At 42.7% G+C, this 14125-nt stretch carries 12 protein-coding genes, 3 pseudogenes and 1 riboswitch; of the genes and pseudogenes, 4 read left to right on the top strand and 11 right to left on the bottom strand.

Annotation, left to right across the window (positions count from 1 at the left end; translation table 11 throughout):
- Nucleotides 1-39 precede the first annotated feature (39 nt).
- The 6 genes and pseudogenes from RIN81_RS00810 to ltaS all read right to left on the bottom strand — a co-directional run bounded on the left by RIN81_RS00810 (nt 40) and on the right by ltaS (nt 8162).
- Nucleotides 40-1776 carry a methyl-accepting chemotaxis protein gene (locus RIN81_RS00810; RefSeq protein ID WP_309086867.1) on the bottom strand — a complete coding sequence of 579 codons (1737 nt, stop codon included), beginning with the start codon at nt 1774-1776 and terminating at the stop codon, nt 40-42.
- A gap of 132 nt (nt 1777-1908) precedes the next feature.
- Nucleotides 1909-1992, bottom strand: a riboswitch (cyclic di-GMP riboswitch).
- A gap of 787 nt (nt 1993-2779) precedes the next feature.
- Entirely contained in the window at nt 2780-4000 is a 1221-nt protein-coding gene (locus RIN81_RS00805) for a hypothetical protein (protein ID WP_309086866.1), read from the bottom strand.
- A gap of 222 nt (nt 4001-4222) precedes the next feature.
- Nucleotides 4223-4718 (bottom strand): annotated as a pseudogene (locus RIN81_RS00800) (GGDEF domain-containing protein).
- A gap of 27 nt (nt 4719-4745) precedes the next feature.
- A complete protein-coding gene (locus RIN81_RS00795; RefSeq protein WP_309086865.1) occupies nt 4746-5111 on the bottom strand; it encodes a PAS domain-containing protein in 366 nt (121 codons plus the stop codon).
- A gap of 74 nt (nt 5112-5185) precedes the next feature.
- A pseudogene (locus RIN81_RS15730) lies at nt 5186-5533 on the bottom strand (histidine kinase N-terminal 7TM domain-containing protein); the annotation flags it as partial.
- A gap of 715 nt (nt 5534-6248) precedes the next feature.
- Nucleotides 6249-8162: a lipoteichoic acid synthase gene (gene ltaS / locus RIN81_RS00790; protein WP_309086864.1), complete on the bottom strand. Its 1914-nt coding sequence runs from the start codon at nt 8160-8162 to the stop codon at nt 6249-6251.
- A 256-nt stretch (nt 8163-8418) separates the two neighbouring features.
- On the opposite strand from ltaS, the gene RIN81_RS00785 reads away from it, so the two are divergent.
- Entirely contained in the window at nt 8419-8598 is a 180-nt protein-coding gene (locus RIN81_RS00785; protein WP_309086863.1) for a hypothetical protein, read from the top strand.
- Nucleotides 8599-9036: 438 nt separating this feature from the next.
- Complete coding sequence (locus tag RIN81_RS00780; protein WP_309086862.1) at nt 9037-10026, top strand: S-layer homology domain-containing protein; 990 nt, start codon at nt 9037-9039, stop codon at nt 10024-10026.
- 41 nt (nt 10027-10067) lie between these two features.
- On the opposite strand, the gene RIN81_RS00775 is transcribed toward RIN81_RS00780, so the two are convergent.
- Nucleotides 10068-10361, bottom strand: coding sequence for an HNH endonuclease (locus tag RIN81_RS00775; RefSeq protein WP_309086861.1), 294 nt, complete (start codon nt 10359-10361; stop codon nt 10068-10070).
- Nucleotides 10362-10647: 286 nt separating this feature from the next.
- On the opposite strand from RIN81_RS00775, the gene thiT reads away from it, so the two are divergent.
- Complete coding sequence (gene thiT, locus RIN81_RS00770) at nt 10648-11181, top strand: energy-coupled thiamine transporter ThiT (protein ID WP_309086860.1); 534 nt, start codon at nt 10648-10650, stop codon at nt 11179-11181.
- Between the two features lie 117 nt (nt 11182-11298).
- Here the strand turns inward: thiT and RIN81_RS00765 are convergent, their stop codons facing one another.
- The gene (locus RIN81_RS00765) at nt 11299-11820 is read right to left on the bottom strand and encodes a cupin domain-containing protein (protein ID WP_309086859.1); all 522 of its coding nucleotides are present in this window, start codon (nt 11818-11820) and stop codon (nt 11299-11301) included.
- 67 nt (nt 11821-11887) lie between these two features.
- Nucleotides 11888-12271: a sporulation protein gene (locus RIN81_RS00760; RefSeq protein WP_251270500.1), complete on the bottom strand. Its 384-nt coding sequence runs from the start codon at nt 12269-12271 to the stop codon at nt 11888-11890.
- A 239-nt stretch (nt 12272-12510) separates the two neighbouring features.
- On the opposite strand from RIN81_RS00760, the gene RIN81_RS00755 reads away from it, so the two are divergent.
- The gene (locus tag RIN81_RS00755) at nt 12511-12654 is read left to right on the top strand and encodes a hypothetical protein (RefSeq protein WP_251270501.1); all 144 of its coding nucleotides are present in this window, start codon (nt 12511-12513) and stop codon (nt 12652-12654) included.
- Nucleotides 12655-12938: 284 nt separating this feature from the next.
- Here the strand turns inward: RIN81_RS00755 and RIN81_RS00750 are convergent.
- Nucleotides 12939-13103: pseudogene (locus RIN81_RS00750) on the bottom strand (low molecular weight phosphatase family protein); the annotation flags it as partial.
- A gap of 357 nt (nt 13104-13460) precedes the next feature.
- Nucleotides 13461-13655 (bottom strand): hypothetical protein, encoded by a 195-nt coding sequence (locus RIN81_RS00745; protein WP_309086858.1) that lies wholly within the window; start codon nt 13653-13655, stop codon nt 13461-13463.
- Nucleotides 13656-14125: the final 470 nt, after the last annotated feature.

The following is a 14125-nucleotide window of genomic DNA, read 5'->3' as shown; positions in this document are numbered from 1 at the left end:
CCTTGTGAAAGGGTCCCTTTTAAAGAGGACCCTCGTTGTTTATGCGTTTAATTTCGATACAACGTTTTCCAAATCACTCACGACATCGGTCATTTCCTGGGCTGTGCCGATAATATGTTCAAACGACCGGTGCTGTTGTTCAATATTGCTGGCAATCGCTGTCGTTGTCTGGTTGTTTTGCTGGGCCAAATCGGACAATTGCTTGAATGTCGTAATGATGTCGCTGTTTTCCGCCGCCATTTCTTCTGCGGCGGATGATACTTCCTGAATGCTGGCGGTTACTTCCTGGGCAGCGGCTAAAATATCTGCGAAAATAGCCTCCGTTTCTCCAACCGCTTTAACACCTTCATTCACATATGCTGCATTGTTATTAATGGAGTTAAAAGCATCATCCGTTTCTTTTTGAATGTAGGTAATGAGATCATTAATCTGCTTGGCCGACTGTTTGGACTGCTCCGCGAGCTTTCTTACTTCATCCGCTACAACCGCGAAGCCTTTCCCCTGCTCGCCAGCACGCGCCGCTTCAATCGCTGCGTTCAGCGACAAAAGATTCGTTTGGTCTGCAATACTTGTAATCAGCTCAACGATTCCACTGATTTCTTCTGAACGCTTCTTCAGCATAGAAATGCTGTTTTCTGAATTCCTCGTCGATTCATTGATAAGTGCCATCCGCTCCTGAACAGATGTAACGGAATGAGTCCCGTTCGTCGCTCTCGTTTCCATATCCGCTGCCAGCTCACTTACCGCTGATGTATTTTTCGCTACAGTTTCAACGACTTGTGACCATTCTTCGAGTGAATGCAGCACGTCTTTTGTTGAATTCGTCTGTGCTTTAAGACGATTGGACATATCTGCTACTTCTTCTGTTACCTCGGTAATCCGGTCACCGGCAGAATAAATGGAACTGAACAAGCCTTCCGAGCGAGCATTGGTTTCATAAGATGCCGCTTTGATCGACTGCAGAAGCCCGCCAATATTTTTCGTCATTTTATTAAACTTTCCAACAACTGCACCAAGTTCATCATTTGATTCCTTTAGTTCTACGTCAAAGTTTCCTTCCGTGGCTTCTTCAATTCCACGTACAAGTTCTTGAATCGGCTTAAAGGTTTTCGTTACTGACTTGTACTGCAAAAAGCTGAATAAAAGCAACAGCACCAATAAAATGGAGCCGACGATCCAAAGCATTTTTCTTTGGTTATCTACATATGGTTTCGCATTAAAATCGACTCCATAATAAGCAAAAACCTCTCCCTCTTCATTCAAGTATGGTTTAACAACCGTTACCCATGTGCCCAAATCGTCTGTGTACAGATCGGATACAGCCATCGCTTTCTTTGCTTTCATTTCTTCGATAACCTTTACAATATTGTCGGGCTGTGTGTAAAAGTCTCCCGTTTTTATATCCGATTCTATCAATGCATCTACTAAAGCAGTCGGTGCTGATACAAAGACCGTATCCGTCCCGTTTTTTAATTCCGCTCCAAAAATGTATCCTTGAGCAACCTGCGGCTGATATTGCGACAATTGATTAAAATGAGCTTCCAGCTTACGGCCAGTCTTACTGTTCCTATTCGCCTCCTGCATCATGTCAGCTACCTCTTCTGTGGTGATATCTTCTGACCAGGCTTTAACTGTTTTTTCCGAATCGGATGCAAGCTGATTAATCGCCAGCTTCATATTCATGTAATTACTGATTCCCGTGATAATGACTCCTACTACAATTGTGATAAAACAAGCGAAAAGAATAGTTTTCGCTTTTACTGACAACGTTCTCACCACTAATCACTCCCGTTCCCCTTTATTTGTTGGCTGTTTTCTTTACTTAAAACCCATCAGAAAAATAAAAAAAGCCCAGCCAAAAGGTGGACTTTATTTAAACCAATGGTTAAATAAACGTATATCCATCTTTACGGCGGCCCGGCTGTCATAGCAAACTGCTTTAGACCCGTGGCTTTGCGTCCTTATCTTTCAATAAGTTTGCCTTTTCAAAAGAAAACTAATTTTCCAAGTTTTTATTCTTCTGAACTAGTTACTTTTAACTAACTAAAACAAAAATCCGACAAATTTCTTCTTTTTAAAAGAAACAAAAATAGGTTTTTAGTCACTATTTCTAACTTTATATATCATAATACGAACTCAAACAGTTAGCAATTATAAATTATATTATATTTTTTAGTTCTCTAGAATTATACTTCTTCACACAATGAAAAATAGGTGATATAGTAGAAAAACAATTGAAAAGACGTTCACTTTAAAGAAGCTTCACTTTCATGAACTATTTGAACAATAATTGTCGCAAATTGTCTCCTGTATGTTTTTTTTATTTGAAGACACCTATGCATAATCATTCATACAAAACAGCGGCCATTACTCTGGCTGCCGCAAAATTATTTTCCCACTAAAACATTTTAATAACTATACTATCTTTTCTTCGGTATCTTTTTTTATATCAACTCTCTTTTCGCTTTTTCCTTTAAAAGGGAATAAATACCTCAAAAAAAGCCTGTTCGCTTGTATAAGCAAATCAGGCTGTTAGCAGACGTTTATTTAATTGATTCATTTAAACCAACCCGCCCAGCACCGTTTAGGCGGATGCCATGCATGACTCTTTCTCCTTCCAGCGGTGAACAATAATTGTTTCTCCACCAATCATCTGCCGATTATGCACACTAATAGCTGTGCCGCTCCTTCAGTAAGTTCAGTTTTTTAGTATAAACCTTCATCAATCATTTTACTATTTACGGACGGCTTAAATTGTCCTTTTGTCCAAATAAATTTCTTAAGAAAATACGATCTTTTCTTCCACTTCTTTTAATAAATGAATCGTCGCTTCCACATTCACAGTTCCATCTTCATTCGTTTGCAAATAATCGTTTTTCACCATAATCGTCATCGTTTTTCCATTTTGGGGACGGCCTGGTTTTTCAAAGGAGAGATCTTTTACTGCTGGTTGCTCCAGCAGACGCGCAAAAGTCTTCATACGTGCCTCCCGCTGGCGGAGCGGATCTGGCTCTGCTAGTTTGATACATAAACGGCTTTGTTCAAGCTGGAAATAACACGCATGATTTCTGTTTTTTGCCCACCAGAACCCTTCAAATCCACCGGCCATATTGGCCATATAACCCCAATTTCCATTTTGAAGCTTACGTTGAAGCAGCCGGTAAAATCCCTGCCATGAGAAGGAGGTCCAAGCTGAAACTGGAAGCCACCGGTATGATTGATACCCTGCTTCGATTTCCTCCAGCCGTTTTAAATAATCGAGGAAAATTTGATTTGTAATACCTGCTCTCTTGCCTTCGTTCAGTACATCAATCATGTCTTCCCGTAAAAATGGCGCATAACCCTCTTTGTCGCACGACCGATAATGACTCTGGCTTGCTGGCTTATAGTAAATCGGCAGCAGTTTTCGGTGAGGATACGCTTTTTGAACCGCTTCCAAACAACGGGCCAGCTGATCGGAATGATCGCTTGTATTCGTTTTGTCTTCAATTAAAACAGCGGCATGATCATTTACTAGCAGTAACACATCCAGCCCTTGAAACTGCTGGATTATCCCAATGGACTTCACTTCTGGAAGTACTTCTCCATGCTTTTTAAACATCCGCTCCAAAAACAACAGCGCACATTTATGTAAAACCTCATCTGCTGTTTTCCCATATGGTGCCGCCCATTGCGCAAACCAGCACAAAAACGCATCTTGTGACAGCTCACTTCTCGCAAATTGGAATAAGCTTTTTGGCTCATCCGATTTTTCCGCATAAGCATTGATCCAGGCGGCCACATTTTCTCCCCTGTACTCGTTCCAATAGCCGGACTTTAAAATAGCCTCGTAATGCATCGCGGCATACAGTTTATTTTCATTTTTTATGTATACGCGGCCTTGATCATGTGAGTAGAGAAGCAGCAGGGCATCTCCCCGGTCTGCGATGACTTGCGGATAAGCTGTTCTATCCGCTGTCTGTTCTGCATCTCCGAGGTCTAAGTATGTTCTTTTTTCCATTTCTCTCCTCCTTTTTCATTCTATTGTATCATGAATATGATCATAAAAAATATTTATAAAAGCTCCTGATAACCACCGTACTGTACAATTCATCTTTGTTTAGATATACATTTCCTATAAAAGCAGGCGCCTTAATCGATGGTTTCTACATAGAAAAAAAGAGAACAGGCGTGATGTTCTCCTTCTCTAATAGATTCCTTGTCTCCTGGAAGTTGCTTTCACTTAAAGTGCCTGCTTAAACACCTGCACACGATTTCGGCCATTTCGTTTAGCCGTACAAAGCGCTTGATCCGCTTCACGCATCAGTTCCTGTACCGGAGAATCGGGACTGCCTGCTTGGATCCGCGTATGGGACAGGCCAAAACTCGATGTTACACTGAGCGTCTCTTCTCCCAGCTGGATGATCGTTTCTGCGATAGCTGTACGGATGGCTTCTGCCCGCTCGCATGCTTCAGATAAAGAAGCGTGGGGAAGGAAAATAATAAATTCTTCTCCGCCATAACGGCCGAATAAATCGTTTGCCTGCATGTTCTTCCCGACCCGGCGTGCAATTTGTGAGCACACGGTCTCCTGCTTCATGGCCGAATGTATCATTCACCCGCTTAAAATGGTCAATATCAAACATAATTATCGAAACGACGCCTTCTTCTTTTTGAAGCTTCCTGCAGGCTGCTTCTGCCTGCCCTAAAAAGAAAGTCCGGTTTAATATACCAGTCAAGCCGGCCAGACGAGCCAGTTTTTGCAATTATTTTTCCATTTGCACCCGCTCGGTTACGTTGATAAACATGACGATTTTGCCAACCATCTCCCCCTTTTCATCTTTTAAAGGGGGAAAACGGACTTGGAAATGAAGCGTTTCTTCGGGCTGATCGAGCTTATAATCACATTCCTCCCCCTGGCACAGAATGGAGGCCAGCTGATCGTTTGCCGAAATCACTTCTCTCAGCGGCCGGCCAACCGTGTGAACGGTCAAAGCAGGCAGAACGGTTTTCATTGCCTGGTTGTAATCTACGACAATATCATTTTCATTTAAAACGACTACTCCTTCTTCCAGTCCTTCAAAAACGGTTGCACGGGCGATAGAAACTACATCAAACATTTGAAAGCGCAAAAACGCTGCTCCTTGAAACAAAAAAGCAAGACACATAGACACCGGACCGAGATCGATTCCCCTGCTCCAGCCGCTTATATAAAAAAATACTTGAAACTGGCGGGACCAAAAGGCCCGCTACCATCAATAAAATTTGCATTCGAAAACGAAAAGTTACTTTTCTCAGCTGCCAGAGCAGAATGCATACACTTGCTGCCATGCAGAATAAGCGTGGCAGCCGGAATGCCAAGCAGGGGAATATACATCCATCTTTTGACGTTTCGCCCGGTATAATCAAGGCACATAAGCAAAATCACCGCTGGCAGAAAAGAAATCGCCACATATTCAACGGTGACCCAAAGCAAAATATCCTTCAATGATTGAGACATCAGCTCAAACGCATAAGTTACCGCAAAAAAAGCAGCCAGAAAGGCAGCCCTGCAAAAGTACTTTCCACTCTATTCCTACTGTAGTATATTGTGTAGTAGTGATTTAAAATCAGCACCTGTTAAAAGCATACTGGCATCCAGCACTGATTATTGCAAGGTACTGATATTTATTTTCCCTATTTTATCCATATTCTTCGTTTTAGACGTTTTATAAAAAGAGCTTGAGGATCACTTCCTCAAGCCTTTTTATCCACGATCATTCCATTAGCTAAACAAAAAGAAACATCTACCCTAACGGTTAACAACAAAATGGGTTGCGAAACCTGATTTGACACCGATGACATAAAAGAGAATGATGAACATCGTGAAGAAATCTTTTTCTTGTACAGCTATGACTACATCCTTTGAGACCATGATCGCTGGACACGATAAAGAAATCATCATGAATCCATTTTACACATTCATCGTGCAGATCTAAACATCCACATCGTCTGAAATGTTTTTCACAGTCATGAACATGTCTATCAAAACAGCCACAATGACTGACCTGTTCATGAAAGCAACCGCAGCGATTCTTCCGCTTCTTGCAACTGGAGCACATCTCTTTTCCTCCTTTCAATGAATCTATTAACAAGATATGCAGGCGTCTGCAAAGCTGAAGCGGCTGTTATCAAGCAGCATCATTCGTTTTTACCAACTAAAGTAAAAGAGCATCTATTTGTTATATAAAAAAGCCCGCAGAATGGCTCTGCGGGCTTTTATTACAACCTTATTCCTCGGCTGTTTCTTTTCCGTACTGGTATTGAGTTGGGTCAACCGGCTCCATGCCTTCTATATCATGGAAGCGCAGTAAATCACCATACAATACTTGATCAGAGAAAGATAGCTGATCAGCTACTTTCTTTTTAGCCGCCTGCATATCGGCGGTCGGCTCTAATGTTGCACCTGTTTTTGAATCATAGTACGTTCCATCAATCGATGTGTACTTTGGCGATACAAAGTCGCCGTTTCGGAATGCTACTACTTCATCGTGCTCCGGTGAAAGAAGGTCCGTACCGAACTGAATAAATTCTTTATTGTCAATGCCTAAAAGGTGAAGCATCGTCGGCAGGACGTCAATCTCGCCGCCATACTGGTGTTTCACTCCGCCTTTAACGCCTGGCACGTGGATAAACAGCGGTACGCGCTGCAGCTGTGCGTTTTTAAAGTCCGTAATCTCTTCGCCCATAATTTGCGCCATCGCTTTGTTATGGTTTTCGGAGATGCCATAGTGATCACCGTAAATGAGAATCATGGAGTTATCGTATAAACCAGCTTTTTTCAAGTCTACAAAAAATGACTGGAGTGCTTCATCCATGTAACGTGCCGTCTGGAAGTACCGGTCTACAGTACCGTCTCCCGTTGTCGCTGGCTCAATCGTTGCATCTCCTTCATCCATAACAAATGGGAAATGGTTAGTCAGCGTCATTAAATGCGCGTAAAACGGCTGCTCCATTGATTGAAGCATTGGAATAGACTCTTCAAAAAACGGCTTGTCTTTCAAACCGTAGTTGATTTTCCGGTCACCTTCCATGTTGTAATAGCTGGCATCGAAAAACGTGTCTACGCCCATTTGCTTGTAAATTTCATTTCGGTTCCAGAATGTTTTATAGTCACCGTGCAGAACAGCACTTGTATAGCCTGCTTTTTGGTTCAAAATTGCCGGTGCAGCCTGATAGGTGTTGCGGCCTTTGAGAACAAACGCAGATCCCTGCGGCAGGCCGAACAGCGAAGTATCCATCATCAATTCAGCATCAGCGGTTTTCCCCTGTCCGGTTTGATGAAAGAAGTTATCAAAATACATATACTCGTTATTGTGCGCCAGTGAGTTTAAGAACGGTGTGACTTCCTGGCCGTTTAACTTGTAATCAATCAAAAATGTTTGAAACGACTCAAGATGAATTTTAATCACATTCATCCCTTTTGCTTTCCCGAAATACTCTTCATTTGGCGCTGCATAATGAGACTTTGTGTAGTTTTCCACATTTGTTAAGTCGTCACTGCTCGCAAAAGCGCTTTGCTTCTCGTTTTTCACCGTTTGAATTGCATCATATACCGTGTAATTGTATGCGCCTAAATATTTGATTAAATAGTTGCGGTCAAACGCTCTAGACAGAAGCTGCGGACGGTCTGCTTCCGCAAGACCCAGATTTACCGCAAAAATTACTGCACCGGCTGCCAAAATCGCCAGTACTTTTCTTTTCGGTGTAACCTGAAGCTTCCATTCTTTTCTTTTCATCCAAAGAACCACTGCAAGAATCACTAAATCTGCGAAATAAATGACATCATGCCATTCTGTTAAATCGGCAATGCTTCCGCCCAAATGCCCGGCGTTGCTCGTTTGAAACAGTGTCGGCAGCGTAACAAAGTCATTGAAGAAACGGTAGTATAGGATGTTGCTGTATAAAATCAGCGTCATAATAGTACTGAATACAAGAATCCATCTGCCGCTTCGTTTTGAAAACAGGGCGAGCCCTAAAAAGAGAACCGCTGAGCTGAGCGGATTTAAAAATAGAAGAAATGTCTGCATCGCATTGTTGATCCCCAGCTGAAATTCTGTGAGGTAGGCAATGTACGATTTCAGCCAAACCAAAATAACCGCTAAAGCAAAAAAGTGTAACGGCTTTAAAAACAATCGATTCATTTTAATTCCCTTCTTCCAACCTATTCATAATCATCCAAAGTCTTTTTTATAAAATTATCTTTTAATGAGAAGCGCATTTATAAAATATACAACATTTTGCTGTTACCGTCGAGTATCTTCTCTATCACGCAAGGATGGAAGAATATAAAACGCTTTGAAAGCAGCCGGTTTTGTTCTTGGTCAAATAACCTGACAGACTCGTTGTCTTTAGGGTGATTCCCAGGCACAATAAGCGGTAAGGAAGGAGCTGTTTTTAATGGACGGACTGTTTGTTTTGCATAATCTGCTCGCTGTGCTGTGGATTCTTTTATTCGTGAAAACAAAGCGGGAACACCGTCTGCAGATCACCCATGTCCTGTTTTTAGCGATAGCAGTCGGCATTTTAGTTCATTCATGCTGGACCGTTTTTTATTCAACAGGAATTCGGGATTTCTGAGTACGAATCACCTTGATCAAAATCTTCTGAAGGATAATGTTCAAATTCGGGGCTCTTTTGAACAGTCCCCATTCTCTTTCTCCTATATCTGCATCTCCAAAAAATCTTCTTTGTTCCCTAGTTTCACTACCCCGATTGCCGCGGCGTCTCCGCAAATAATCCGCAATGGTCATCCTCTAAAAAATAAAACAGAGAAGTACCGATTCTTTTGAACCAACTTCGATATTAATAGATTACGTTATATTCCTTTCCACAAAAGACAACCACTTTTTACAATGCTTCCCTCCATCCTCTTTTATCTCAGCAGGCATTTCTTATAGAGTCTGGTTCCCTTGCTCTTTTTGAACTATTTTCCAATTAAAGGTGGTAACAAGTGTAAAATAATGTTATTGTAAAAAAGTGACAAATAAATTATTTTTTTACAAAAGGAGAGGAATCATGAAGAAGGTGTGTGCTGTTTTACTTGCTGCAGGCTTGTTGTTTACCCAGTCCATATCCACATCAGCTGCGTTCAAAGACGTCAGCAAGTCGTACTGGGCGAACGAAGAAATTGTTTATTTAACGAACAAAAAAATCATTAGCGGCTTTAAGGATCAATCGTTTCAGCCAAATGCGCCTGTTACTAAAATTCAAGCCATGATTATGACAGCAAGAGCGCTGAATCTGGATTTAACAAACCGCCCGGCTCCCGGATTTAACGACCTGCCGAAATCAAGCAGCGGCTATGCCGAAGCAGCCGCGGTTGTGGACGAAGGATTATTTCCCAAAAGCACAACTTTAAAACCGGCAGAACCGATCACACGCGCCCAGATGGCACGGATGCTGACTGCCGCATTCAAATGGAAAGCATCTGATGCTGTTTCATTTAAAGATGTACCGAGGAGCTTCTGGGGGCATCCTTATATTACTGCGCTTGCCAGCCAAAATATTACGCTCGGTTATCCCGATGGAACCTTTAAGCCGAATCAGGCTCTGACACGCTCGCAATTTTCGGTCTTTCTAGCGCGTGCCCTAAATGACGACTATAAAACATATACCTACACGAATACAGCACTTAAATATAAACTGGAACTGCCTAACTATATGAAAACGCAGGTAACGACAGAAAATAAAAAAGATAAAATCGGTTCATATGGAACGTATTTTTATTACAACAACGCGGCCTACCTGGGCCACAAGCCGATACTTGCTATTATTTGGGCCGTACCGGAGTCGAAGCTGCCTCGCTATGAAGGCGCACCTTTCGAACTGCTGAAGAAGCAGGGGTCAACGTATTATTTCTATCAAGGACCGAGCGAGCACCCGTATTTGTTTATGGATAATCAAAATCGTGTTGTTGATAAAAGAAACACAAATGAAGCAAAAGCTTATGAGCGGATTCAGTATAAGCTTGCCCATATGATAAAAGGCATCACGCCAACAAACTAACGAAACGTAAAGACGGCTTCCTTTAAGAGCCGTCTTTACGTTTATCTGGACCGCTTTCGTTCATTTGACTTGCGTACACGGACAAGCGTTTCAGCCGGCTGCTTGCGGATCCATTTTATATACTTGCTGATTTTTTCATCCTGGCGCAGCCGCTCAATCGAATGGAGACGAACAGCCAGTTCTTTATTAGTGTAAAGTGCATGAATCTGCTTGTGGCACGGCAAGCACAAGTCAGCCGTCGGCCCATGCGATCCTCCTTCTTCCCTCGGCGTTAAATGGTGAACGGTCGTTTCAACCGGCGAGCGGCCGCACAGCTCGCAAACAGATGATTTCATCCAATATGTCGCCTCCATTTTTCTTCTATTGTAACAAATCCGGTTTTACAGCCGGAGTATAGAAAATCTGGCTATTTAGCTGCCAAACCTGCCCTTTATAAATGTTCCCATTACTGTATCATTTTGTATTTTCTTGTTCTTTGCTACAATGAACAAGGCCATATGGGGAGCCTTCGGGCTGAAAACAGTGTTCATCTGGTTCCATGGAGCATGTCGGATTATGCCGGCGAAAGGATTGGTACCTCTTCTTCCTTCTTCGCGTACGGCAAAGAAAGGAGGAAAAACATTGAATCGAAAACTGCCGCTTCAAGCCTTAATTGAAGCAGCGATCATAGCTGCTCTTGCCTATATTATTGATGTTCTGCCTGCTATTGAGCCTTTTCCATGGGTAAAGATTTCAATTGCCATGATTCCCGTTCTGCTTTTGTCACTGCGCTGGGGATGGAAAGCAGGAATGGCTTCCGGCTTTGTTTGGGGGCTTTTACAGATTGTACTGGGCACTGCTTACTTTTTAACACCACTTCAAGCATTTATTGAATACTTTATTGCGTTTTCATTTATTGGTCTTGCCGGGCTGTTCACCGGCCGTAATATTACGGCAAAATCCATTGTCATGGCTGTGTTCGTCGGCTGCCTGGCCCGTTACTTTTGGCATTTCCTTGCCGGATGGGTGTATTTTGGAGAGGCTGCACCGGAAGACATGCCGGCCGCCCTTTACTCTCTGGCTATCAATGGCAGCGCCGCCCTTCTCACCTTTCTAGTATGCACCATTGTTCTTGTCTTTCTTTTAAAAACCGCACCGCGGCTTTTTAAAGTATAATTTTGCGGCCGGTTTTTTATAAAAAAAACCGGCTCCTTTAAAAAGATGGTTTTTAAAAAAGGACGGCTTTCCGCAGAAGCACTGCCGTTCGGCATTTTTGGCATAAAAAAAAGCTGCTCAATCGCAGCCGTCTTCTTTACAATCCTTCCAATAGTCCAGCAGCGGCCCTTTTTCGCCAAAAACGGGATCCGTTTCGGCTGCTGGCACTTGTTCAATTTCGCTAAGAGACTGTGCCCGGGAACCTGTATCACGCTTTTTTAAATTAGGGCTTTGCCCATTCGGGTACGCACCGACTACAGAAAAATCCAGACTGTGGCTGAGCCGCTTATGGCCCGTCCCAGCGGGAAGTACGATCACGTCGCCCGTTTGAATCTCAAGCCGTTCTCCCTGCTCCCCGCCGATCTGTACAACCGCGTCTCCAGACTTTACTCCAAGCACTTCATGTGTATTGGTATGGTAATGATGATAATCGAAAATACCATTCACCCAGCTGTTCGTCCAGCCATGCCGGTTAAATGTCAGCTCTATCTCGCTTGGTGTATCCGTAAATACCTGCTTATAAACGATGACCGGGAACCTCCCATTATTCGGGATTTCACCATCATCTTTACATTGAAAGGTCTGTATATCCGGTTTCATATACATCCGCTCCTTTTCGCATAACGGTTCTTTCGTTATACCCTTCTTTGGAACGTCTACTCACGATTTAAGAAAAAGACGGCTGCACAACACGAATAGGATCTTGTCCAATGCATTTTTTTCCTTCACCAAAGCAAAGCTTCGTTTGAAAATAATAACGGCTTTCACTTAATTGCTCTGGCAGCTGAAACGAAAATGGAATACGCTTGGACGCATTCGGCGGAATATGCTCTGACATAAAAATCATAATCGCATCTCCAGCGGGCGCCTCATCGCTTCCTGTCAGTAAATCACACTCAAGCCGGCTTAATTTCTGTTCAAACAAACCGCCTTTTATGACAAATGAACCCGTCACTTTTTCGCCGGGCATAAATTCATTTTTATCCAGCAACAAGTCGATATGCGGTGAACCGATGCGGCCTTTTACCTGGTTCATTAACTTAGTCAACATACCTCGCTGTTCCCTCCATTGCTCGTAAATAAAGATTGGCGCATACGCCTGATAAACACGTACTATACGCCGGTTTTGCCCATTTGTAAAGGGGTATGGAAAAATTTATATTGTTAAAAAACTGTAAACGTTTTATTAAGGAATAAAAACACAAAAATACTTCATAAACCAGTATTTTCCCACATAAAAAAGAACGGCCAGCTCCAAGCTAAACGTAAATAGAGAAAGGAGTGGACAGGATGGAAAAACCGCAAAATACAGGTCAGCGCATTCAGGAAACAACAGATGCTTTAATGAAGCAAGGAGTTCCGCCGCGTGCTGCTGCTTTCGCTGCTTCCATGGGATTTTTACGTGAACTGCAAAGATCAAAAAGCGGCAAATGAGAACAAGCTGGCAAATATAGTCTTCACCGGCAGTACCGTTTATTCCTGCAGGAGAGCTAAAACAAATGCTTCTTAGGCAAGATTCACCATCCAATGTTATATTGCTGCTCCGCCGGAATGTGCTCCCTGCATAAAAAACGGGCGGAAGCCTTCCGGCGGTGTCTTGATCTACTTCCCACATATAGTATTGCCTATTGGCACCGCTTCTAAAACCGGTACGCCCGCCATGCTCCTATGCTTTACCCTCATAGTAAAAAAGCCGAGAGAAGCCTCCTAAATGTTTCTTACTCACCTGTTTGAGCAAAGCGGCTGGTACGTTCACCAATTTCGTCACATACCCGCCGAAAAAAGCCCACATTTCTTCTTCGGTTCCTTCTGCCCTGGCTGGATCGTTAAATCCCCAATGAACACGTTTACTGGGAGGGAGGTGTTACCGGGCAGCAATCCGCCTCTCTTGTCTGCTGCAGCTGCCTTCATCTGATTTTACAAATAAAAACGCACTATTAATCTCGCAATCATCCCAAAAAGACCGCTCGTTATTCTACATTAAAGCTAAAAACAGCTTTAACACCATTGGCCTGCTGCAAACGGTGTTAGATACTGATTATAAATAAACACATGCCAGCCCGCCCAGTTGAATATGAGCTGGCGCGGCACTTTTTTCCCATTTTTAAAGCTTGTTCCTGCAAGCTTTGCAGAAACTGGTTTATTTTCTCTCATAATAGGATAAAACATGACTATTCATAAGCATATAACGGTAGGGAATTCAATGCTTTCACGCCTGGAGACTTTGACAAAGTCTTTCATTATGCATGTTTCCGGAAGATTCTTGCTTCTGCGTATACAGCGCATTTCGAGCAGACACTTCGCTTTCGATTGTGCTGATTCACTTGAAACAGTGGCTCTCCTTTTGTTTTACATAAAGCACATTTTGACTTCCCCAGCCGGTTTACCACATGAGACGTAATCGATTGTAAGTATGTAAGGTTGCTCGTTTTCACAATAATCATCCTCCTTTATTTAATTATTTCGCTAGAATACAAGATTTACCTGTAAAAATCGTTCATCAAATGCCGACAAAAAGCGCATTCTGAAAAGGCCGCGCTCCTTTTTCTGTCTTTTTTTGTCTTCTTGCAGCGCATTCAAAACAAGCGGCAGCTGCCATTACTGCCCGCCGCAAGAAACATACTTAAACGTGCAGGATCCTTCTTAAAAAATATGCAAAGCCGTTTCTATAATAACTTGCGATAATGGGCATACTATATTTAAGAAGCCTTTAAAAAGCGGTCCAATCGAGAGCGTGCCGGCCTATTTGGATGTACGCTGCTGCCATAAGCGGCTTAAATCATAGGCTAAAGATTTCAATTATTTTTTCCACCTGCATTGCCTCACTCAAACAGATGTGAATCAAATGCCGTTTTATCTGTTTTGCCAAGCATGATCTTACCACCATTTGGTAAAAGATTACTTT

This window comes from Domibacillus sp. (assembly GCF_031181085.1).
Classification (GTDB): Bacteria; Bacillota; Bacilli; order Bacillales; family Domibacillaceae; genus Domibacillus.
Note: the sequence above shows the minus strand (reverse complement) of the source record. Positions and strands in the feature narration are given on the sequence as shown.

Bases quoted from the DNA above. Each gene is read 5' to 3' on its own strand.
- ltaS (WP_309086864.1), bottom strand. From the start codon at position 8,162: ATGAATCGATTGTTTTTAAAGCCGTTACACTTTTTTGCTTTAGCGGTT.
- RIN81_RS00765 (WP_309086859.1), bottom strand. From the start codon at position 11,820: ATGAAACCGGATATACAGACCTTTCAATGTAAAGATGATGGTGAAATC.
- RIN81_RS00775 (WP_309086861.1), bottom strand. From the start codon at position 10,361: ATGAAATCATCTGTTTGCGAGCTGTGCGGCCGCTCGCCGGTTGAAACG.
- RIN81_RS00780 (WP_309086862.1), top strand. From the start codon at position 9,037: ATGAAGAAGGTGTGTGCTGTTTTACTTGCTGCAGGCTTGTTGTTTACC.
- RIN81_RS00760 (WP_251270500.1), bottom strand. From the start codon at position 12,271: ATGTTGACTAAGTTAATGAACCAGGTAAAAGGCCGCATCGGTTCACCG.
- RIN81_RS00785 (WP_309086863.1), top strand. From the start codon at position 8,419: ATGGACGGACTGTTTGTTTTGCATAATCTGCTCGCTGTGCTGTGGATT.
- RIN81_RS00755 (WP_251270501.1), top strand. From the start codon at position 12,511: ATGGAAAAACCGCAAAATACAGGTCAGCGCATTCAGGAAACAACAGAT.
- RIN81_RS00805 (WP_309086866.1), bottom strand. From the start codon at position 4,000: ATGGAAAAAAGAACATACTTAGACCTCGGAGATGCAGAACAGACAGCG.